Annotated in this window: 17 protein-coding genes; 2 read left to right on the top strand and 15 right to left on the bottom strand. The window is 65.4% G+C overall.

Annotation, left to right across the window (positions count from 1 at the left end; all coding sequences use genetic code 11):
• Positions 1-31: 31 nt before the first annotated feature.
• The 3 genes from ACT53M_RS06280 to ACT53M_RS06270 form a co-directional block, all read right to left on the bottom strand.
• The gene (locus ACT53M_RS06280; protein WP_064310762.1) at positions 32-1,000 is read right to left on the bottom strand and encodes an acyl-CoA dehydrogenase family protein; all 969 of its coding nucleotides are present in this window, start codon (positions 998-1,000) and stop codon (positions 32-34) included.
• Positions 997-2,136: an acyl-CoA dehydrogenase family protein gene (locus tag ACT53M_RS06275; protein WP_064310761.1), complete on the bottom strand. Its 1,140-nt coding sequence runs from the start codon at positions 2,134-2,136 to the stop codon at positions 997-999. The genes ACT53M_RS06280 and ACT53M_RS06275 overlap by 4 nt, the downstream gene beginning before the upstream one ends.
• A 131-nt stretch (positions 2,137-2,267) precedes the next feature.
• Complete coding sequence (locus ACT53M_RS06270) at positions 2,268-3,074, bottom strand: IclR family transcriptional regulator (RefSeq protein ID WP_084445133.1); 807 nt, start codon at positions 3,072-3,074, stop codon at positions 2,268-2,270.
• 75 nt (positions 3,075-3,149) lie between these two features.
• Between ACT53M_RS06270 and ribB the strand changes: the two genes are divergently transcribed.
• Complete coding sequence (gene ribB, locus ACT53M_RS06265) at positions 3,150-4,283, top strand: 3,4-dihydroxy-2-butanone-4-phosphate synthase (RefSeq protein WP_064310759.1); 1,134 nt, start codon at positions 3,150-3,152, stop codon at positions 4,281-4,283.
• A 102-nt stretch (positions 4,284-4,385) separates the two neighbouring features.
• On the opposite strand, the gene ACT53M_RS06260 is transcribed toward ribB, so the two are convergent.
• Entirely contained in the window at positions 4,386-5,192 is an 807-nt protein-coding gene (locus ACT53M_RS06260) for a crotonase/enoyl-CoA hydratase family protein (RefSeq protein WP_064310888.1), read from the bottom strand.
• A 107-nt stretch (positions 5,193-5,299) separates the two neighbouring features.
• Here ACT53M_RS06260 and ACT53M_RS06255 point away from each other — a divergent pair, with 107 nt between their 5' ends.
• Positions 5,300-6,202, top strand: coding sequence for an acyl-CoA thioesterase (locus ACT53M_RS06255; RefSeq protein ID WP_064310758.1), 903 nt, complete (start codon positions 5,300-5,302; stop codon positions 6,200-6,202).
• Between the two features lie 140 nt (positions 6,203-6,342).
• Here the strand turns inward: ACT53M_RS06255 and ACT53M_RS06250 are convergent, their stop codons facing one another.
• From ACT53M_RS06250 to ACT53M_RS06200, 11 genes are all read right to left on the bottom strand, one after another.
• Positions 6,343-7,581 carry a cytochrome P450 gene (locus tag ACT53M_RS06250; RefSeq protein WP_476232172.1) on the bottom strand — a complete coding sequence of 413 codons (1,239 nt, stop codon included), beginning with the start codon at positions 7,579-7,581 and terminating at the stop codon, positions 6,343-6,345.
• A gap of 71 nt (positions 7,582-7,652) precedes the next feature.
• Positions 7,653-8,408 carry an SDR family NAD(P)-dependent oxidoreductase gene (locus ACT53M_RS06245; protein WP_064310756.1) on the bottom strand — a complete coding sequence of 252 codons (756 nt, stop codon included), beginning with the start codon at positions 8,406-8,408 and terminating at the stop codon, positions 7,653-7,655.
• Between the two features lie 12 nt (positions 8,409-8,420).
• Entirely contained in the window at positions 8,421-9,218 is a 798-nt protein-coding gene (locus ACT53M_RS06240) for an enoyl-CoA hydratase/isomerase family protein (RefSeq protein ID WP_064310755.1), read from the bottom strand.
• 56 nt (positions 9,219-9,274) lie between these two features.
• Positions 9,275-10,045, bottom strand: coding sequence for an enoyl-CoA hydratase/isomerase family protein (locus ACT53M_RS06235; RefSeq protein ID WP_064310754.1), 771 nt, complete (start codon positions 10,043-10,045; stop codon positions 9,275-9,277).
• A gap of 11 nt (positions 10,046-10,056) precedes the next feature.
• Positions 10,057-11,214, bottom strand: a complete 1,158-nt coding sequence (locus tag ACT53M_RS06230; RefSeq protein WP_064310753.1) for a thiolase — start codon at positions 11,212-11,214, stop codon at positions 10,057-10,059.
• Positions 11,211-11,588 carry a Zn-ribbon domain-containing OB-fold protein gene (locus tag ACT53M_RS06225; RefSeq protein WP_064310752.1) on the bottom strand — a complete coding sequence of 126 codons (378 nt, stop codon included), beginning with the start codon at positions 11,586-11,588 and terminating at the stop codon, positions 11,211-11,213. Before ACT53M_RS06225 ends, ACT53M_RS06230 begins: the two co-directional genes overlap by 4 nt.
• Positions 11,589-11,619: 31 nt before the next feature.
• Entirely contained in the window at positions 11,620-12,456 is an 837-nt protein-coding gene (locus tag ACT53M_RS06220; protein ID WP_232318378.1) for a MaoC/PaaZ C-terminal domain-containing protein, read from the bottom strand.
• A 23-nt stretch (positions 12,457-12,479) separates the two neighbouring features.
• Positions 12,480-13,646, bottom strand: coding sequence for a glycerol dehydrogenase (locus tag ACT53M_RS06215; RefSeq protein ID WP_064310751.1), 1,167 nt, complete (start codon positions 13,644-13,646; stop codon positions 12,480-12,482).
• A gap of 34 nt (positions 13,647-13,680) precedes the next feature.
• The gene (locus ACT53M_RS06210) at positions 13,681-14,463 is read right to left on the bottom strand and encodes an enoyl-CoA hydratase/isomerase family protein (protein ID WP_064310750.1); all 783 of its coding nucleotides are present in this window, start codon (positions 14,461-14,463) and stop codon (positions 13,681-13,683) included.
• Positions 14,460-16,607 (bottom strand): acetate--CoA ligase family protein, encoded by a 2,148-nt coding sequence (locus tag ACT53M_RS06205; RefSeq protein ID WP_064310749.1) that lies wholly within the window; start codon positions 16,605-16,607, stop codon positions 14,460-14,462. Before ACT53M_RS06205 ends, ACT53M_RS06210 begins: the two co-directional genes overlap by 4 nt.
• A 1-nt stretch (position 16,608) precedes the next feature.
• Positions 16,609-18,687: a 3-hydroxyacyl-CoA dehydrogenase NAD-binding domain-containing protein gene (locus tag ACT53M_RS06200; protein WP_064310748.1), complete on the bottom strand. Its 2,079-nt coding sequence runs from the start codon at positions 18,685-18,687 to the stop codon at positions 16,609-16,611.
• Positions 18,688-18,797 lie beyond the last annotated feature (110 nt).

Below are 18,797 nucleotides of genomic sequence, written 5' to 3'. Positions count from 1 at the left end.
TTGCGCTGCGGCGCATTTCCAAAACGGGTTCTCAGTCGGTACGCGCCGCGAGATCGGCCCAGAAATGGTCCGCGCCGCGCGCCAGGATGCCTGCCCCCAGCAGATTTGCCCAATAGGCGTCGCCGCCGAATTCCGAACGCCACGACCACAAGCGGCGGGTAAGCGGGTGCAGGCCAAATTCGTGCGTGAAGCCGATGGCGCCATGCGCCTGGTGCGCAATCGCGGTGCCGATGCCCGCCGCCTGGTTTGCGCGGAGCTTCGCGGCGGCAACTTCGAACGCGCCGTCGCCGCGATCGAGCGCCTGTGCCGCACCCATCGCCGCACAATTTGCGGCCGCCGCCTCGCATGCGAACGTCGCCAGATTTTGCTGGACGGCCTGAAACTTCGCCAGCGTCTTGCCGAATTGCCAGCGTTCGTTGACATAGTGCACCGTCATCACGAGCGCTGCATCGAGCGCACCGGCAATCTGCGCGGAGCGCGCGAATGCACCGAGGGCGAAGATGCGTAGCTCGCTCGCCGCGGCGCGTGCTCCGTCGATGCCGATCACCGTGCGGCTGGCACCCGAGAAGTGCGTCTCCTCCACGAATCGTGCCTGGGAGAGGTCGACGACCACCGACCGGTCTCCCAGCGGGGCGACGACGAAGTCCGCGCCCGGCCCTGCCACGACACCTGCCAGCGTGCCGGTAAATCGCCCGTTCTCCAAGCGTCCTTCGCTGCGCGACGCGATCGTTCCCCGGCCGACAAAGCCGAGATGCGTTCCCGCACCGGCAGCCAGAATGGCTTCGACAAGCGGCGTAGACAGCGTGTGGTGGCCGGCGAGACGAAAGACGACGAGCGCATCCTGCCAGCTTCCACCGAACCCGCCATCGGCCTCGCGGATCAGCAACGATGGCAGGCCGAGCGCCTCGATCCTGGCCCATGCTTCGGCTGCGGGCGTGTCGCGAAGCTCGGCGAACACGCCATTGGCCATGTCGCTCAACATGTTCTGCTGTTCGTTCATCTCAATCCCAGTCCCCGCGCGATGATGCCTTTCAGAATCTCGCGCGTGCCGCCGCGCAGCGAGAAGGAGGGGGCGACCTGCAGCAGATGCTCCAGCACCCGGGTGAGGGCCGTGGTGCTCGCCGGATCGATATCGATCGTCGCCTGGACCAGGCCCGGCATGGCCTGCTCGAAGCTGTTGCCGAGATCCTTGACGATGGTGGCTTCCAGCGCCGGATCCTCGCCATCGGCGAGCTTCGCGGCCACCGTTGCCGACATCATGCGCAGCGTCCACATGTCTGCGGCGAGGCGCCCGACAAGTTGCCGGACGGCGGGGTCCGGGCTCTCGCCCACATGCCGCAGCAGTTCGAGGAACAGGGCGGTGGAGGAGAGATAGCGTTCGGGCCCCGATCGCTCCAGCGACAGTTCCGCCGTCGCCTGCTTCCAGCCTTCGCCCTCGATCCCGGCCAATGCCGTCTCGGGCAGCTCGACGCCGTCGAAAAACACCTCGTTGAAATCATGGCCGCCGGTGAGATCGATGATCGGCTTGATGCTCACGCCCGGCGCATCCATCGGGATGACGAATTGGCTCAGCCCTTCGTTGCGCTGCGAGCCTTCCGCGGTACGCACGAGCGCGATCATCAGGTGCGAGAAATGCGCGCCGGTCGTCCAGACCTTCTGCCCGTCGATGATCCATCGGTCGCCGCGCTTGCGCGCCTGGGTCCGGACCGAGGCGAGGTCGGAGCCGGCGTTCGGCTCCGAAAGGCCGATACAGGCGAAGATTTCGCCGCGCGCCATGCCGGGGAGCCAGCGCCGCTTTTCCGTTTCATGGCCGTAGCGCAGCAGCATTCCACCGGTCTGCCGGTCGGCAATCCAATGCGCGCCGACCGGTGCGCCTGCGGCCAGCAGTTCCTCCAAAACCACGTAGCGCTCGAGGTTGGACCGCGCATGGCCGCCATATTCCTTCGGCCACGTCATGCCGATCAGACCTTCGGCGCCCAGCCTTGCGCTGAACGCCGGATCGGCCACGGCCCAGCTGTTCGCGCGTTTGGCGGGATCCGGGTGCCGCGGATGGGCGGCGATGATCGATCGAACCTGCGCACGGATCGACGCGGCATTGTCCGGCCAGGCGATGGGTTGGGGATGAAACGTCTGCAAATGGCGTCTCCGTTGCGTTCGACTTTTTCTGCGGGGTGGGAGACTGGTGACGAGACAAGGACGGGGCTAGCGGCTGCGAACCACGCGGTGTCACGATCGTGACGGGATGGGGAGGCGAAAAGGACGGCCGTTCAGGCGAGCTTGCGTGCGATTTCCTCGCGCATCACCGTGAGATACTCCTCGAGATTGTCCTTGAGCTGCTGGGTCCGCCCCGCCAGGCCGAGGACCAGTTCTTCGTTATTTTCGAGCATCGGCAGGCGCATCGCGATCATCCCGCCGCCTTTCGTGATCGTGTCGAAGGTGAAGGCCCAGCCGTTCTGTCGCGTCTGCACAACCTGTTCCATCAGCGTCGAGATGCCGACCTGCTGACCGTTGCGACCCGCCTCGTCGTTGGTGCGGATGACGATCCGCTTGATCTCGGGGTCCGAGAGGCCGGCCAGCAGGGCCAGACCCGTCCCGGAGCGGACCAGCGGACGCCTGGAACCCTTGACCATGAACAGGCGTACCGGGTTGGGCGACTGGACCACATGGATATATTCCGACCACACCCGGTTCCGTGCAGCGAGCACCACCGACATGCTGGTGCGTGCATTGATCCGCTCCATCAGTTGCATGAGGCGGCCGTCGCTGATCATCGGACCGTTGATCCAGCTCCCCAGCAGTGCGACTCGCGTCGTCGGCTTGAACATCCGGCTTTCCGGATTGAACTGGAGATAGCCGAGGACCACCATGCTGCGCAGCAAGATGGAGGTGCTCGATTGCGGCATGTGCAACAGGCTGGAGACTTCCGAAACGGGCGCCTCGCGCCGAAGGATGTCGAACAGTTCCAGTATTTTGAGCACGCGTCCCGCCGATTTGACGACGGGATCGCTCTCATGCTCGTCGCTGGAAATGACGTTCGTTTCACCCAACGACCGTGAAAGCTGGCTGACGCGCATATTTCTCTCTCCTGTTTTCAACCTATCAGTTGTTTGATAAATATCAAGGCTCGAGGGGAGGCTGCAGGCGCTGCCATGTCGACCCGCAGGCCAGGAGGCAGGATGTCGGAAAGCGAAGTCCACGCGGCGAAGTCGTCCGCGGAAGCGATCATCAACGAAGCGCGCAACGGCCGCATGTTCATCCTCATGGACGATGAGGATCGCGAGAATGAAGGTGATCTGGTGATTCCGGCGCAGATGGCGACGCCGGATGCCATCAATTTCATGGCGACCCACGGGCGGGGCCTCATCTGCCTTGCGCTTTCGCGCGAGAGGGTATCGCAACTCCAGCTGCCGATGATGACCAAGGAGAACAAGTCGCCCCATGAGACGGCGTTCACCGTCTCGATCGAAGCGCGCGAAGGGGTGACGACCGGCATTTCCGCCGCGGACCGTGCCAGGACCATCGCCGTTGCGATCAACGCGGCGGGCGGCCCCGAAACCCTTGTCACGCCCGGGCACGTGTTTCCGCTCGTCGCGCGTGATGGCGGCGTGCTGGTGCGCGCCGGCCATACCGAGGCGGCCGTCGACGTGGCGCGCCTGGCGGGCCTCAATCCGTCCGGCGTGATCTGCGAGATCATGAAAGAGGATGGGACGATGGCGCGCGGGCCGGACCTCGTCGCTTTCGCCCGCGAGCACAATCTCAAGATCGGCACGATCCGCGATTTGATTGCGCACAGAATGCGGTTCGATCGCCTCATCGAACGCGTCGCGCAGTCCGAGTTCGTTTCCGAGTTCGGTGACCGCTGGACGATGGCGGTGTACGAGAGCAAGATCGACGGGACGCGCGCCTATGTCATGCAAAAAGGCGCAGTGCTGTCCGAGGGAGCAACCCTGGTGCGCGTCCATGTCGCGTCCGCCTTCTACGATCTGCTCGGGGTGCCCGGCCCCCGCCAGGGGCTAATCCCGAAGGCGATCAGGCGGATCACCGAACATGGCGCCGGCGTCATCCTGGTGCTCTTGCCGCCGGCCAAGACCCACGTTTCGGCGGGCCCGGATGTCAACCCGATGGATCGCCGCAGTTACGGCCTCGGTGCGCAGGTGCTGGCAGACCTGGGCATTCACGACATGATCCTGCTGCGCAATCCTTCGGGCCGATCCATTGGCAGCCTGGGCGGCTATGGCCTCAACATCGTCGGCGAGATGCTGTTTTCGCCCCCGGAGCAGTGATGCAGGGGCGCCGCTTGCGGGGATGTGGCTTGGGGGAGGCGGTGCCGCCGTCTCGTCTCCCCGATCCCGAAATCTCCAGGCCTGCCTGTGGAGCGCGGCCCTTCAACGCCCCGTGAACTGTGGCTTCCGCTTGTCGATAAAGGCGTCCAGCGCCTCGCGATGGTCCGCCGTCGCGTGCGCGAGTGGCTGCATCGCCGCGGAAATGTCCAGCACCCGTTCGAGCGTGCTGTCCTGGGCGAAGGTCATCAGACGTTTCGTCAGGCGGACCGCCTGGGGCGGGTTCACGGCAATCCGCTTTGCCAATGCCATTGCCGCGTCGAGCAGGTCGGCATCCTCCACCACCTCGGACACCAGTCCCCAGGCAAGCGCCTTCTCCGCGGAAATCATGTCGCCGGTAAATGCCATTTCGCGCGCGCGCGATTGGCCGATCGCGCGCGGCAACAGCCATGCGCCCCCGTCTCCCGGGACCAGGCCTACCTTGACGAAGCTTTCGGCAAAGGCTGCACTGCGTCCGGCAATGCGAATGTCGCACATGCAGGCAAGGTCGCAGCCGGCGCCAATCGCCGGCCCGTTCACCGCGGCGATGATCGGAACCTCGAGCCGTTCCAGGGCCAGCGGGACGCGCTGGATGCCATCGACATACCATTTGCGGTTGTCGATCGGGGCCGCGTTCGCGTTGCCGTCGGGCGCTGCCATCGCTTTCAAATTGCCGCCGGACGAGAAGGCTGATCCCGCGCCCGTCAGGATGGCGACGCGGACGCTGCCGTCGCCGTTGATCCGGTCGACCGCCGATACCAGTCCAGCCACGATTGCCGGCTCCGACACCGGATTGCGCAGGTCCGGCATGTTCAGCGTCAGCGTCACGATGGGACCGCTTTGTTCATACAGAAACTCCGGTGCGCCGCTCATGCGCATCTCTCCCCTTGCCCTCGACAAATCAATAAACTATCTAATGACCGATCGATAACCCGAGCGGCGGTTGCTGTCTACGCCGCGTCTCAGCTTGAGATCTGGCGATGAAGCATCAGACGGGGGAGGCGTCGGCCGACCTGACCGAACTGCTCCAGCTCCGCCCGGCCGGTGCCGATGCGTGGCACTCCGTCTCCAACGACTCGAACGCGGGTGGTGAGGTTTTCGGTGGCCAGTATCTGGCCTTGGCCGTGAAGGCGGCGATGCTGAGTGCGCCTGGCCGCATGCCGCATATGCTCTCCGCCTTCTTTCTTCGCGGCGCCCGCGCGTCGGCGCCGGTTCTGTATCGTGTCGAGCGGACCCGGGACGGCCGCGGCTTTGCCCATCGGCGGGTGAGCGCATGGCAGGCCGGCCAGGAAGCCTTTCGTGCGGAGGTCAGTTTTCATGAATGGGAAGCGGGCCAGCCGGCGCACGCAACCCCCGCGCCGTCGATGCCGCCCCTCGCGGCGCTGCGATCGCATCGCCAATGTGTGCTCGATCGGGCGGACGAGCTCGACCCGTTGATCGTGCGGCGCGTGGCCAACAGGGTCGCGGCGGAGATCTATTTTGCCGACCCCGAGGAGGGACTTGGCAAGCCCGGCGGCAGCCCGAAAAGTACCGCCTGGCTGCGCCCTGTGCCGCCGCCGGGCGACGGAGACGCGATCGGCTATTATGCCACCCTGGCCTATGTGACGGACGCCTGCGCCAATTTCGCCGGCCGGATCATGCACGCCCCCCAGCTACACGACGGCAGCTTGGCCTCGGTGTCGCTCAACCACGCGATCTGGTTTCACCGTCCGCCGCAGCGAATCGATCGGCTGCTCTACGCCGTTGAAAGTCCGTTTGCCGGTGGAGGGCTGGGGTTCAATCGCGGAACGCTGTTCGACGAGGGGGGCGCCGTTCTCGCGTCGGTGACCCAGGAAGCACTGATCCGGCGGCGGCCGGCGGATGACCATCCGTCCCAGTCCTGATGGTTGCAGCCACGCCCCCGGTGTTCCTCGGTCCGCCGCGGCATGGCGATGCGCCCCTCGCCGGCGCCAATGCACTTCCGGCGACCGCGCACGCCGGGGCCGCCGCATGAAAGCGAGCGGTGCCGCGGCTGCCGGATGGTCTACGTCGTATCGGCATGCGCGACATGCGGCGCGCTGAGGCGCGGGGCGGCGACGCCGTCAAACTCCATCTCCACTTCACGCCAGGTACGAAAGGTGATGCTTGGCACTTGCTCGGGCGTGAAACCGGGGCGCAGGCGCAGGTTCGGCAGCCTTTCGTAGAGTGTACGGACGGCCAGTTTCGTCTCGGCGCGTGCCAGTTCCGCGCCCAGGCAGAAATGGATGCCATAGCCGAACGCGAAATGGCGCGCTTCCTTGCTCCAGTCGCGATCGATCACGAATTCGTCGGGACGATCATACCGGGCCGGGTCGTGATTGGCGGAAGCGTAGAAGGCGTATACCCGGTCCCCCGCAATAACCCGGTGGCCGCCGATCTCGGTTTCGTGCGTGACGCCCCGCAAATTGCCCTGCACCGGACAATCGAAGCGCAGCCCTTCCTCGACGGCCGAGTCGAGCAGTATCTCCATGTTGTCGAGCAGGCGCTTCTTGGCGTCGGGATTGGTCTCCAGAAGGAAGATCAGGTTCGAAATGGCGATCGACGTGGTGCCGTTGCCCGCCGCCAGCAGCAGCCGGACCATCGCAGCGCCCTGCGTCAGCGTAAGGCGTGCGCCGTCGATGTCCGCGTGTACGATCGAACTCAAAAGATCATCGCGCGGCCGCGCCAGCCGTTGCGACAATTGCGTTCGAGCATAGTCTAGAAAGGCCGTATTGGCGGCGATCGATTCCGGGGACGGCTCGATTTCGTTCGACGCTGCCTCCATGATTTCGGACCAGGCAATGAATTGCGCCTGGTCGTGGATCGGAACACCCAGGATCTCGGCAATTACCTGCGCCGGGAGGAGACGACCGAAATCATAGCGGAGGCGGAAGCGGTTCCCGCGCCGGGCGATTGCGTCCACCAGGTCGTCCGCGATCTGCTGAATGCGATCCAGCTTCTCGTTCACCCGCGCGACGGAGAAGGCTTTTCCGATCAACTGGCGGTGCAGCGTATGCTCCGGCGGATCGGCGAACTCCAGCACCTGCTCTTCTTCCGGATAGGCCCCCAAGGGCTGAACCCCGAGTTTGTTCGAGAATGCGTCGAACCGCCGGCTTACCTCGCGGACGAGGTCGTAGGTGTTGACTCGGTGATAGTCGAAATTCTGCGGGCCTTGCGCTGCGTGAACCGGGCACATCGCACGATCCTGCTCGACCAGCTTCCATGGGAAGAGCGATTGATCGGTGAAGGGATCATAGCGCGTCATCGGACGATCTCCTGCGTTGCTTCCACGACGATTGCGAAATCAATCAGTGCACCAAGCCCCTTTCCTGCCGGTCAATTCATCCAGCGCCCGCCATTCACGATCAGCGTCTGCCCGGTGACATAGCGTGCTGCATCGCTTGCGAAGAAGGCGACGGCGTGGGCGATGTCACTCGGCTCGCCCAGCATCCCGAGCGGCGTTTCTTCGATTGCCTTGTGCACGAACGCTGCGGGAAGCAGCTCCATTGCCCGCGTGCGAATATAGCCGGGCGCAATAGCGTTCACGGTAATCCGGTTCCCCGCCAATTCGCGCGACAAGGAGCGGGTGAATCCGATCAGGCCGGCCTTTGCCGCCGCATATGCGGCCGATGATTTGCTGCCGACAAAGGCCGAGTCGGAGGAGATGTTGATGATCCTCCCGGCATTTCTACTGCGCATCGCCGGAACGGCCTCGCGCGATGCGTCCATCGCCGTGTGGAGGCAGATGCGCAGTAGAAAATCTGCGGTCTCTGCACGCGCCTCCCAGAAGGGGGCGGCGCGTTCCCGCGCACTTTGGCCGACATTGTTGACCAGGATATCCGCTGGTCCGAGCGTCGACGCGATGGTCGCGAACGCGCCAGCGATGGCGGCCCGATCGAGCATGTCGGTCTCCAGTGGAAGCGCGCGTCGTCCGAGCGTCTCGATTTCTTGGGCGACCGATCGCACTGCCGGCCCATCGAGATCGAGCAAGGCGATGTCGGCGCCGTCCGCGGCGAGCCGCAGGGCGATCGCACGACCGATCCCCTGCGCCGCGCCGGTCACCACGGCAATCTTGCCCGCGCTCGCCGACATGTCTGCCACGCCTCACTTCCGGCTGAAATCGGGCTTCCGCTTTTCGACAAAGGCGTGGACCGCTTCCCGATGGTCCGGGAGCTGGCTCGAAATGCTTTCCAGCGCGAAGCCCGCGTCGACCGAGCTGGCGAGCGCCTGGCGCAGCGGGATGTTGAGGATCGATTTGGAGAAGCGGACGGCAACCGAGGAGTTGCTTTTCAGCCTGCCGATGATCCGCGCGACCTCGGCGTCCAGCCCGTCCTGCGGCACGACCTTGGCGATCAGCCCGATTTCCTTCGCCTCGGTGGCGGAAATGAGATCGCCCGTCATCAGGAAATATTTCGCGTTCGCCGAACCCGAATTATGCGGCCAGAACACGGCCCCGCCGTCGCCGGCGGCGAGGCCGACGCGCACATGCGGATCGCCGAAGCGCGCGCCATCGCTGGCGACGACGATGTCGGCGCAAAGGGCGAGGGTGCAACCCATGCCGACGGCGTCCCCGTTCACCTTGGCGATGATCGGCTTTTCGGTGTCGAGCATCAGCTGCATGAAGCGCTTGCCGTTGCGATAGCCGGCAAGGAAGTTGTCGATCCCGTCGAGATTCTTCTTCATGCCCTCAAGGTCGCCGCCGGCGGAGAACGCACGGCCCTCGCCGGTCAGGACGATGATCTCGACGCGCTTGTCGCGATCGGCCTCGAAGAAGATCCGCGGCAGTTCGTCGTCCATCACGGTGGAAATCGCATTCATCTGCGCCGGGTTATTGAGCGTTACCGTGAGCACGCCATCTGCGAGTTCGAACTTGAACAAGTCGGGGTAGGTCGAAAAATCCATGGTCTGAGCCTTTCAGTCTCGAACTTTTACGGAAGGAAGCCTTGGTTTCGGCTATCCTAGGCACCGATGAACTTGGGCTTGCGCTTCTCCTTGAAAGCGGCAGTCCCTTCTCGGAAATCCTCCGATCGCACGAGGAGCGGCTGCATCAGTACCTCTGCCGCCAGCGCCTCCTCGTACGTCTGGTTTTCGGCTGCGGTGAACTGGCGTTTCGACATGCGAAGCGAGAGGGTGGGCGCGCTTGCCAGTTCCGCTGCTAGCTGCTGCGCGCGCGCGACGACGTCCTCTGCAGGCGCGAGTTCGCTGACCAGGCCCAGCGTGGCAGCTTGCTCGCCGGTGACCATCTGGCCCGAATAGACCAGAGCCTTGGCGCGGATCGGTCCAAGATTTTGCGACAGGAGATGAACCGCGCCGCCATCGGGAGCGAGTCCGATTTGGCGGAAGGCGAACTGAAAGCGCGCGTCCGGCGCGGCGATCACATAATCGCATGCGAGTGCCAGCGACCAGCCGACGCCGACGCAAACGCCCCGTATCGCTGCGATCACGGGAATGTCGGTGCGGACGACACTCCGAACCATGCGGTGCAATATCTCGACCCGCGCCATCGACTCGGCAATGTTGGCGCCGCCCATTTCGCGCACATCCGCGCCTGCGCAGAAGTCGCTGCCGGCGCCGGCGAGAACGACGGCGCGGAGGGAGGAGTCCGCCTTGATCTGTTCGAACGCGCGGGCCAGGTCGATCCGCATGCCGAGATCGAGTGCATTCTTCTTCGCCGGGCGATCGATGGTCACCGTGACTACCGAGCCGTCGTTCTGCGAGCGGATGGACATCGGCGGCTTCCTCAGATCGTTTCGGGCAGGCCGAGGATGCACGTTGCCTGGCTGGACAGCGTGCCTCCGTTGCCGTGTGCGAGGGCGAGGCGGGCATTTCGGACCTGGCGTTCGCCGGCTTCTCCGCGCAGCTGGCGAACGGACTCCACCAGCGTGAAGAGGCCGTACATGCCGGGATGGCAGAACGACAGGCCGCCGCCATTGGTGTTGACCGGCAACGATCCGCCGGGACGGATCGCCCCGCTCTCCACGAACCGGCCGCCTTCGCCTTTCGGACAGAAGCCGAGATCTTCGAGGAACAGGATCGTGTTGATCGCGAAGGCGTCATAGAGATTGGCGACGTCGATGTCCGCAGGCGTCACGCCCGCTTGCGCGAAAGCGCGGGCACCGGATTCGCTGGCGGCGGTGACGGTCAGATCGGCCAGCTGGGCGATTTCGCTGTGCCAGGTCGCCGATGCCGTGCCGAGCAGGGCGATCGGCGTCTTTGCGAGGTCCTTCGCCCGGTCCGCGCGGGTCATCACCACGGCTGCACCGCCATCGGTGACGAGGCAGCATTCCGCGACGTGGAGCGGATCGGCGACCATCCGTGTCGCCAGCACGTCCTCGATCGAAAGGGGACCGCGTCGAAATGCTTCCGGATTCAGGTTGGCCCATTGCCGGGCGGCGACCGCGACCGATGCGAGTTGCTCCGGGGTGGTGCCATATTCAAACATGTGGCGCGATGCTGCGAGGGCATAGGAGGCGGCCGGGTTGTTCGGGCGATAGGGATGCTCGAAGGGCGAGGGGGCCTGGGCGCTGACCAGCTTCCCAGCGCCGGTCCTCTGATTGGACCCGTAACAGATCAGCGCATAATCGATCAGCCCAGCATCGAGCGCGAGCATCGCCCATTCGGCATGGCCCAGAAAGGCCGAGCCGCCCGTCCGGCTGTTGTTCGTCATCTTCGGGCGGATGCCGTAATATTCGGCGATGGTCAGCCCGGAGAGGAAATCGTTCGGCAGGCAGATGAACAGCCCGTCGATATCGGCAAGCTGCAAACCGGCATCCGCGACGGCGAGCCGCCCCGCTTCCGCAGCGATTTCGAGCGCGGAATAGCCAGGTGCTTCGCCGCAGCCGAAGGTCGCGGTCCCGACAAAGGCGGTCTTGCCGCGCAGGTTCCTCGCCGCGTTCATGTCCGGCTCTCCGGCTCGAACACCAGGATGGGCGCGTCGTCCGGGCCGTTCGCGATTTTGGCGCGCACGCGCATGCCGATCGCGACATCCTCTGGGGCAATCCCCTCGACATGCGTCATCATCCGCGGCCCTTCGTCTAGTTCGACGATCGCGATGTTGATGTTCGGGATCGGGGGCTTCATGCGCTTTACGGTCGTGGCGTAGACCGTGCCCATGCCGCTGGGCACAACCCATTCCAGATCGGTGGCGCCTGTGCGCGGCGCGATCGTCCGGGGGTAGAACACCCATTCGCCGGTGCTCGGCGACCGCTGGATCTTGAAGTGTCCTTCGGCGAGGTAGCGGAAATAGGTTGCGGCCGGTGGTGACGGGGTCACGTTGGCTCTCCATTGTTGCGAAGGGCGGCGATCACGCGAAAACGGCCCTGCCGCGATCCAGCACTAGCTTGTCGCGTTCGACGGCCGTGCACCGGAAGACGAACGCGTCGTCCAGATTCCAGATATCGGTGCGCACGGTTTCGCCGGGAAAAAGCGGCGCGGAGAAGCGACAGCGCAGATCGCGCAGTGCCGCCGCATCACCTGCGCGGCACCCGGCAATCAGCGCGTAGGCGGCAATGCCCATGGTCGCCAGACCGTGCAGAATCGGGCGCTCGAAACCGGCCGCTCTGGCGACATCCGGATCGGCATGCAGCGGATTGAGGTCCGACGACAGGCGATAGATCAGCGCCGACTGCGGAAGGGTCGGCCGGAGGATCGACAGATCTGGCGGGCGATCTGGGATCACGCTTTCCGGCTGCGGCTTGCCCATCGACGGGCCGCCGAACCCGCCATCGGCACGACAGAAGATCGACATGACTTGCGTCGATTGCAGCGCGCCGCTGGCTTGATCGATGAGATCTCGGCGCACGCGCAAAATGGCGCCGCGGCCCTCGCCCTTGTCGATGACTTCATCGACCGAGTTGCGCGCAATCACGACTCCTTCCGGCGGAAGGGGGGTGTGAATTGTCAACGACTGCTCGCCGTGCAGGACGCTGCGCAGATCGATGCCTATTTCGGGTCGATCGTACCAGAAGCCGGGGTGCCCCAGCACGACGGCCATGGTCGGCATCGCCTGAAGCCGCTGCTCGAAGACGAACGCGAGTTCCGCGGGATCGAGCGGGTCGGTGCCGATGCCCAGTCCCAGCGCATACAGGATCGTATCGCGCCAGCTATAGCTGCGGACAAGGTCAGGAAACGCCTGCCGCATCAGGGCATCATAATTGATTGCCATCATCCACTCCTGGCACCAGGCGTAGGGCAGACGCGAGGAGGCGTCCAACCGGCACCGTGCGAAATTACGTATGTGACGCCGGATTCCGGGGCGCGCGGCGCGCGTGCCGGCAGGGTCTCGACGAAGCGAATGGCCGCCGCAATGTCTCCTTGCGTGAGGTGGCGGTCCGTCGCCCGGACATGGGGGCTGGACAGAATGACCGCCGCCGTCGTTTCGATCAGTTCCGGCGTCACGGCACGCACGCCGAGGTCCGCGAGCGAAATAGGCAAGCCGATACGGGTGAGGAATGCCGCCATCTCGACAAGCGTGGCGTTCGGGCGGCGTTCCACAACAAGCTGCACCAGAACGCCGTACGCGACATGTTCGCCGTGCAGCCGTTCCTTGGCGCCGTCCAGGCGCAGGAGCCCCCGGGTTACCGAATGCGCGATGGACAGGCCGCCATTTTCAAAACCCAGCGCGCTCAAAAGGATGCAAGCCTCGATCGTGGCCTCCAATGCCTCGCTGTGCTCCCCTCGATTCACCGACGCCAACGCAGCCTCGGCATGCGTTCGAAGCAGGCGGTAGGCGGCATCGGCGATGGCAAGAGCGGCGTGCGTCGCGGTCGTGCCCTGCTTGGTACGCGTCGCTGTTCGCGCGCATGCCTGCGCCTCGAAGGTCTTGGCGATGGCGTCGCCGATGCCTGCCCTGAGAAAATGCGGGGGCGCACGCGCAATGATCGCGCTGTCGACGATCACGGCGACGGGGTTGCTCGGCAGCTGGTCCACGCGCACGAGCTGATGCGTGTCGTCGTATATCGCGATGCCGCGACTGGCGGGTCCGTCGTTGGAGGCGATCGTCGGCACCGAGAGGAAAGGCGAGCCGATCCGCAGGGCAACGCCCTTTGCTGCATCGAGCGCCTTGCCACCGCCGACGCCGATGATGACTTCGCATCCCGCCATTTCCTGCGACAGCAACGCGATGTTGCCATCGGTAACTTCCCCCGCGAACGCCACTTCGCGTGGCGGGACCGCGAAGCTGGCTCGGATCGCGTCCCCGACAAGCGGTCGCACCCGTGCATCGATGATGAGGCCGGGTTTGCGACCATGACGGGCCGCGACTGCCCCGACATGCGCCAATGCGCCCACTCCCTGCAGATAGAAGGGCGTTGCGGCGAAGATCCGTATCACGGGCGCGGACCGGATTGGGGTTGCCGGCAAGGCATCAACGCCCTGTGAACCCTGCCGCGCGCTTCTCGGTGAAGGCGGCCAGGCCTTCGGCATGATCCTGCGTCATGCTCAACATCGGCTGTTGCTGCCGTTCGAGCGCAAGGGCGTCGCTCAGCGGTCCCGGGCCCTGCACAAAGGCCGACTTCATCGCTGCGATCGCCAGCGGGGCGACGCCGCGATAGGCGGCGGCCTTCGCCAACGCTGCGTCGAGCGTGGTGCCGGGGGGAACAAGTTGGTCGATCAGGCTGATCGCGAGCGCCTCCGGACCCTTGACCGGCCGCCCGGTGAACATGAGGTCGCGGGCAAGGGTTCGGCCGATGCGCTGCGGGAGCGACCAGATCAGGCCGCAGTCCGCCGTGAGCCCTATCTTGCCGAAAGCGGCCCCGAACCGAACATCTTCGCCGGCGATGACGAAGTCGCTCGCGGCGGCGATGGACAAGCCCGCCCCGAAGGCGGCACCTTCGACGGCGGCGATGACGGGCTTCGGTCCACCGGCAATCAGCTCGATGAGGCGATGCAGCGGCGTCAACCGTCGTCGCGAGCGGGCCGGGTCCGGACCGCCGGGGACAAGGAGCTGTCGAATGTCTGCGCCCGCGGTGAAATTGCCGCCCGCCCCGGCGAGCACGATCGTGCGGACGGCGTCGTCGAACGCTGCGGTTTCGAACGCCTCCAGCAATGCCGCGCGCATCGCGTCCGACAGCGGATTCAGCCGGGTCGGGTCGTTCATCGTGAGGACGGCGACATCCTCGCGGGTCTCGCGTAGCACTAGATCAGTCATGCTCGTTGCTCTCCCTGCGAGGATATGTCCTGGGGCGGTTGCGTGGGATGGCGGGGGCGGGTCTCGATCACGGCATCGAGCGCGATTGCCCCCTTACCCTCGTCCAGTACGCGAAGCGGGTTTATCTCGATCGTCCGCACGCTATCGGCATTGACGGCAGCAAGGTGCGAGACGGCGCTGATCGCTCGGGCCAGCGCCGGAATGTCGGCGCGCCGCCGTCCCCGGAATCCGTCGAGAAGCGGGAAGCTCCTGGTTCCCCGGATCATTTCCGTGGCTTCTGCCGCGCTTACCGGTGCGAGCCGGGTCGTCACGTCCTTCAGGAGCTCGACCGCCACACCCCCCAGCCCGAACGTCACCGTCGGGCCAAACAGCGGATCATTGTGCGTGCCGACGAAACATTCGACCCCCTCGGTGATCATCGGCGAGACGAGATAGCCTCCGATCCGACCTGTCGATTTCGCACTCACGGTCGCCTGCATGGCGGCAACGCAGTCCGCAGCGGAACCCGGCGCGACATTGAGGGCAACGCCGCCGACGTCGCTTTTGTGCAGGATGTCGGCCGATACGACCTTGATGGCGACCGGGCCGTTGATCCTGCGCGCGGCGTCGTGCGCGCCGGCTGCATCGGCGACCAGATATTCGGTGGGCGATGCAATGCCGATGGCAGCCAGCAATGCCTTGCCATCGGCTTCGGAGAAACGTGCGCCGGCTTCGATGCGGGGGCTGCGCCCCTGCGCGCTTCGCGGGGGCAGGGGCGTGGCCCATGCGGCGTGGAACTGCGCGAGTGCCGCCAATGCCTTGATGGCCCGGGCAGGCTCCCGATAGCAAAGATAGCCGGCCTCTTGATAGGCATTCACGATCGCGTCGGGGGCGGTCACCGAAACAGCCATGGGAAGGTCCGCAAAGCGCTGCGCAGCTTCCGTCAGCCCGTGCAGCAAGGGCTTTTCAATGAACGGGAGACCGGCGATCAGGCCGACATTGCAATAGGCCATGTCGAACTCGCCTGATCCCAGCACGGCGTCGATCGCGCGCGCGAACATCGGAGGGTCGTTGGCAACCTGGCCGGTCAGATCGATCGGATTGAACGGCGCGCCATTGGGCGAAATCGCCACCAGTTCGCGCTGCACCTCGGGGGAAACCGCCGCTACCTCCAACTGCTCGTCCGCAGCGAAGTCCGCCGCCTGAACGCCGATCCCGCCGGAGTTGGTGAGAATGGCGAGACGCTTGCCGTGGGGGAACCGTCCGCGGCTTGCGGCATAGGCCACGTCGAGCATCTCTTCTGTCGTGCGGGCGCGGTACACGCCGAAACGCGCGAATACCGCGTCGTAGACTGCGTCCGAACCGACAAGCGAGGCAGTGTGCGACGCGGCCGCCCGCGCACCCTGATCGGTTCTGCCGACCTTGAGGACGATGACCGGCTTGCGGCGCGCATGCGCTGCGGCGAGCGCCTCGTAAAAGGCGGCCGGATCGCGAACGCCCTCGATATAGCCGACCACGACGTCGACGTCCTTGCTGGTCGCGAGATATCCCAGTGCTTCGCCCAGTCCGATGTCGGCCTCGTTGCCGGTCGTGATCCAGACGCCGAACGCCAGCCCGACATCGCCGGCGGATTTGACGACTTCCCCAGCATAGCCACCGCTTTGGCTGACGAGCCCGAGGCGGCCTGCCGTCCCCGCCACATCGTCGCAGATCCCGGAGAAAGAAAGGAAGCTGCGCGCATGAAGATTATAGGCGCCCAGGCAATTGGGGCCGAGCAGGCGCATCCCATGGGCACGGGCATCGGCGACGATCTGCTGTTGGAGCCGTTCGCCTTCGGCACCCAGTTCGGCAAAGCCGGAGCTGAAGATCACCGCCGCGCGCACTCCCTTGCGGGCGCAGGCCTGGATGGCGGGAAGCACCGCACCGGTGGGCAGCGCGATGATCGCACAATCCGGCGTCGTGGGTATGTCCTCGATGCGCGCCCACGCTTTCAGCCCCTGGACCTCGATTCTGGTCGGGTTCACCGGGAAGATGCCGCCCTCGAATCCCACCTGCACGAGATGACGCAGCGCCCGCCCGCCGATCCGGGTCACGTCGCCGGATGCGCCGATGACCGCCACCGATCGCGGGTGGAGCAAGGGCGTGAGGCTTTGCCGGGTGGCCATGCTACGCGTCCTTCCAGCTCCGGCCTTCGCGTGCCAGCCGTTCGAGAAGCTTGCCCGGTCCCCAGCGCGGGCCGTTGCGCCGTGCCGCCTCGAGCGCGGCCGCATAGATGCGTTCCAGGCCGACCTGTTCGCCCCAGAACATCGGTCCGCCCTTGTGGGCGGGGAAGCCATAGCCATTGACCCAGGCAACATCGATATCGCTGGCGCGCAAGGCTGTGCCGTCCTCCAGTTCCTTCGCGCCTTCATTGACCAGCGGGGCGAACAGACGGAATTCGATTTCGTCATCGGAGAAGGGGCGCCGCGTGATACCGAAGTCCTTCGAAACGGCCGCGATGATCGCGTCGGTTTCCGGGTCGAGCTGCTTGTCGCGTCCTTCGTAGCGATAGAAGCCCTTGCCTGCCTTCATGCCAAGGCGTCCTTGTTCCACCAGCCGTTCGAGGATCGGGGAAAAGCGCTCGCCTGCGGGCAGCGACGCCAAGCGCGCCTTGCGTACGAGAACGCCAACGTCGAGGCCGCTCATGTCCCGCATCGAGATGGGGCCCATCGGCATGCCGAACCGTTCCGCCACCCGATCGATCTGTTCGGGCGTCGCGCCTTGTTCCATCAGGAATTCGGCTTCGCCGGTGTAATATTGCAGCATCCGGTTGCCGATGAAGCCGTCGCAGTTCCCGGCGAGCACGACGTTCTTGCCGAGCGTCTTGCCCAGCGCCATGACCGTGGCGATCGTTTCGTCCGACGTCGCCGCGCCGCGGATATTCTCCTGCAGCTTCATGACATTGGCCGGAGAGAAGAAATGCACGCCGACAACGTCCTGCGGACGGGTGGTGGCGGCGGCGATGTCGTCGATGTTCAGCGACGAGGTGTTGGTGGCGAGGATCGCGCCGGGACGCATCACCACATCGAGCTTCGCGAAGATCTCCCGTTTGATGTCCATCCGCTCGAACGCGGCCTCGACGACCAGATCGGCATGCGCGAAGGTCGCATAATCGGTCGTCGAGCGGATGCGCGACAAGGCGCGTTCCATCGCCGATGGCGCGAGGGAGCCCCGACCGACCGAGGTCTCATAGGTACGACGGATCGTCGCCATTCCCTTCGCGATCGCGACATCGCTGATATCGGCAAGCCAGACGTCTATACCGGCATTGGCGAAGACCATGGCGATCCCGGCGCCCATCGTGCCGGCGCCGATCACGGCGGCGGTGCGCACCGGTTTCGGTTGCGCGTCGATGCCGGGAACCTTGCGCGCTTCGCGCTCTGCGAAGAAATAGTACATCAGTGCCTTGCGCTGATCGCTTGCGAACAGTTCCTGGAACTTGCGCGTTTCCAGCGCCAGTGCGTCACCGGCGGGCATGGTGCAGGCTGCTTCGATGCAATCGATCGCCACCAGCGGGGCAATCTTGCCGCGGGCCTTTTTTGCCACCTTGTTGCGGGCTTCGGCGAACAGTTCGGCCCCTATGCCCGTCACCTTGCCGTCCCGCGCGATGACGGGAAGGGTGGGCCGGCCCGACGCCACCATGGCGCGCGCGAACGCGACGGCACCGGCGCGAAGATCATCGACAACGGCATCGAGAATGCCGAGTTCGCGCGCCTGCTCCGCCGTCAACTGCTTGCCGGTGGTGATGATCTCGATGGCCGCTTCGACCCCGGCGAGCCGCGGCAGGCGCTGCGTTCCGCCTGCGCCGGGCAGAATCCCGAGATTGACCTCGGGCAGCCCGACCTTCGCGCCCGCGACGGCGACGCGTGCGGTGGCGGCCAGCGCCAGTTCGAGGCCGCCACCGAGGGCGGTGCCGTGGATCGCCGCGACCACGGGCTTGCGAAACGAATCGAGGCTGGCCTGGATGTCGGTAAGCTTGGGCCGGACCTGCGACTTGTCGGTACCCAGTTCGGTGATGTCCGCGCCGGCGACGAACGTCTTGCCGCTCCCGAGGAGGACGATGGCGTCGACGGCCGGGTCCGCAGCCGCGCGTTCCAGCGCGTGGCCCAGATCGACCCGTACCGCTGCGCTCAGGGCGTTCACGGGGGGATAGTCGACCGACAGTACGGCTACCGAGCCTTCGACATCATATTGGACCGTAGCCATCGTCTCTCCCTGCTCTGCTGCCGGGGTGCGCGCGATGCGCGTCCCGGCGTCTTTAGAACGGCGCCCCCAACTGCGATGGGCTCCCGCGACACGGATGTGATGCATGCGTC

The sequence above is a fragment of the Sphingomonas sp. DMC6 genome (assembly GCF_056314225.1).
Note: the sequence above shows the minus strand (reverse complement) of the source record. Positions and strands in the feature narration are given on the sequence as shown.

Coding starts and splice junctions, on each gene's coding strand:
- ACT53M_RS06280 (WP_064310762.1), bottom strand. CDS start 1,000: ATGAACGAACAGCAGAACATGTTGAGCGACATGGCCAATGGCGTGTTC.
- ACT53M_RS06270 (WP_084445133.1), bottom strand. CDS start 3,074: ATGCGCGTCAGCCAGCTTTCACGGTCGTTGGGTGAAACGAACGTCATT.
- ribB (WP_064310759.1), top strand. CDS start 3,150: ATGTCGACCCGCAGGCCAGGAGGCAGGATGTCGGAAAGCGAAGTCCAC.
- ACT53M_RS06260 (WP_064310888.1), bottom strand. CDS start 5,192: ATGAGCGGCGCACCGGAGTTTCTGTATGAACAAAGCGGTCCCATCGTG.
- ACT53M_RS06255 (WP_064310758.1), top strand. CDS start 5,300: ATGAAGCATCAGACGGGGGAGGCGTCGGCCGACCTGACCGAACTGCTC.
- ACT53M_RS06250 (WP_476232172.1), bottom strand. CDS start 7,581: ATGACGCGCTATGATCCCTTCACCGATCAATCGCTCTTCCCATGGAAG.
- ACT53M_RS06245 (WP_064310756.1), bottom strand. CDS start 8,408: ATGTCGGCGAGCGCGGGCAAGATTGCCGTGGTGACCGGCGCGGCGCAG.
- ACT53M_RS06240 (WP_064310755.1), bottom strand. CDS start 9,218: ATGGATTTTTCGACCTACCCCGACTTGTTCAAGTTCGAACTCGCAGAT.
- ACT53M_RS06235 (WP_064310754.1), bottom strand. CDS start 10,045: ATGTCCATCCGCTCGCAGAACGACGGCTCGGTAGTCACGGTGACCATC.
- ACT53M_RS06230 (WP_064310753.1), bottom strand. CDS start 11,214: ATGAACGCGGCGAGGAACCTGCGCGGCAAGACCGCCTTTGTCGGGACC.
- ACT53M_RS06220 (WP_232318378.1), bottom strand. CDS start 12,456: ATGCGGCAGGCGTTTCCTGACCTTGTCCGCAGCTATAGCTGGCGCGAT.
- ACT53M_RS06210 (WP_064310750.1), bottom strand. CDS start 14,463: ATGACTGATCTAGTGCTACGCGAGACCCGCGAGGATGTCGCCGTCCTC.
- ACT53M_RS06205 (WP_064310749.1), bottom strand. CDS start 16,607: ATGGCCACCCGGCAAAGCCTCACGCCCTTGCTCCACCCGCGATCGGTG.
- ACT53M_RS06200 (WP_064310748.1), bottom strand. CDS start 18,687: ATGGCTACGGTCCAATATGATGTCGAAGGCTCGGTAGCCGTACTGTCG.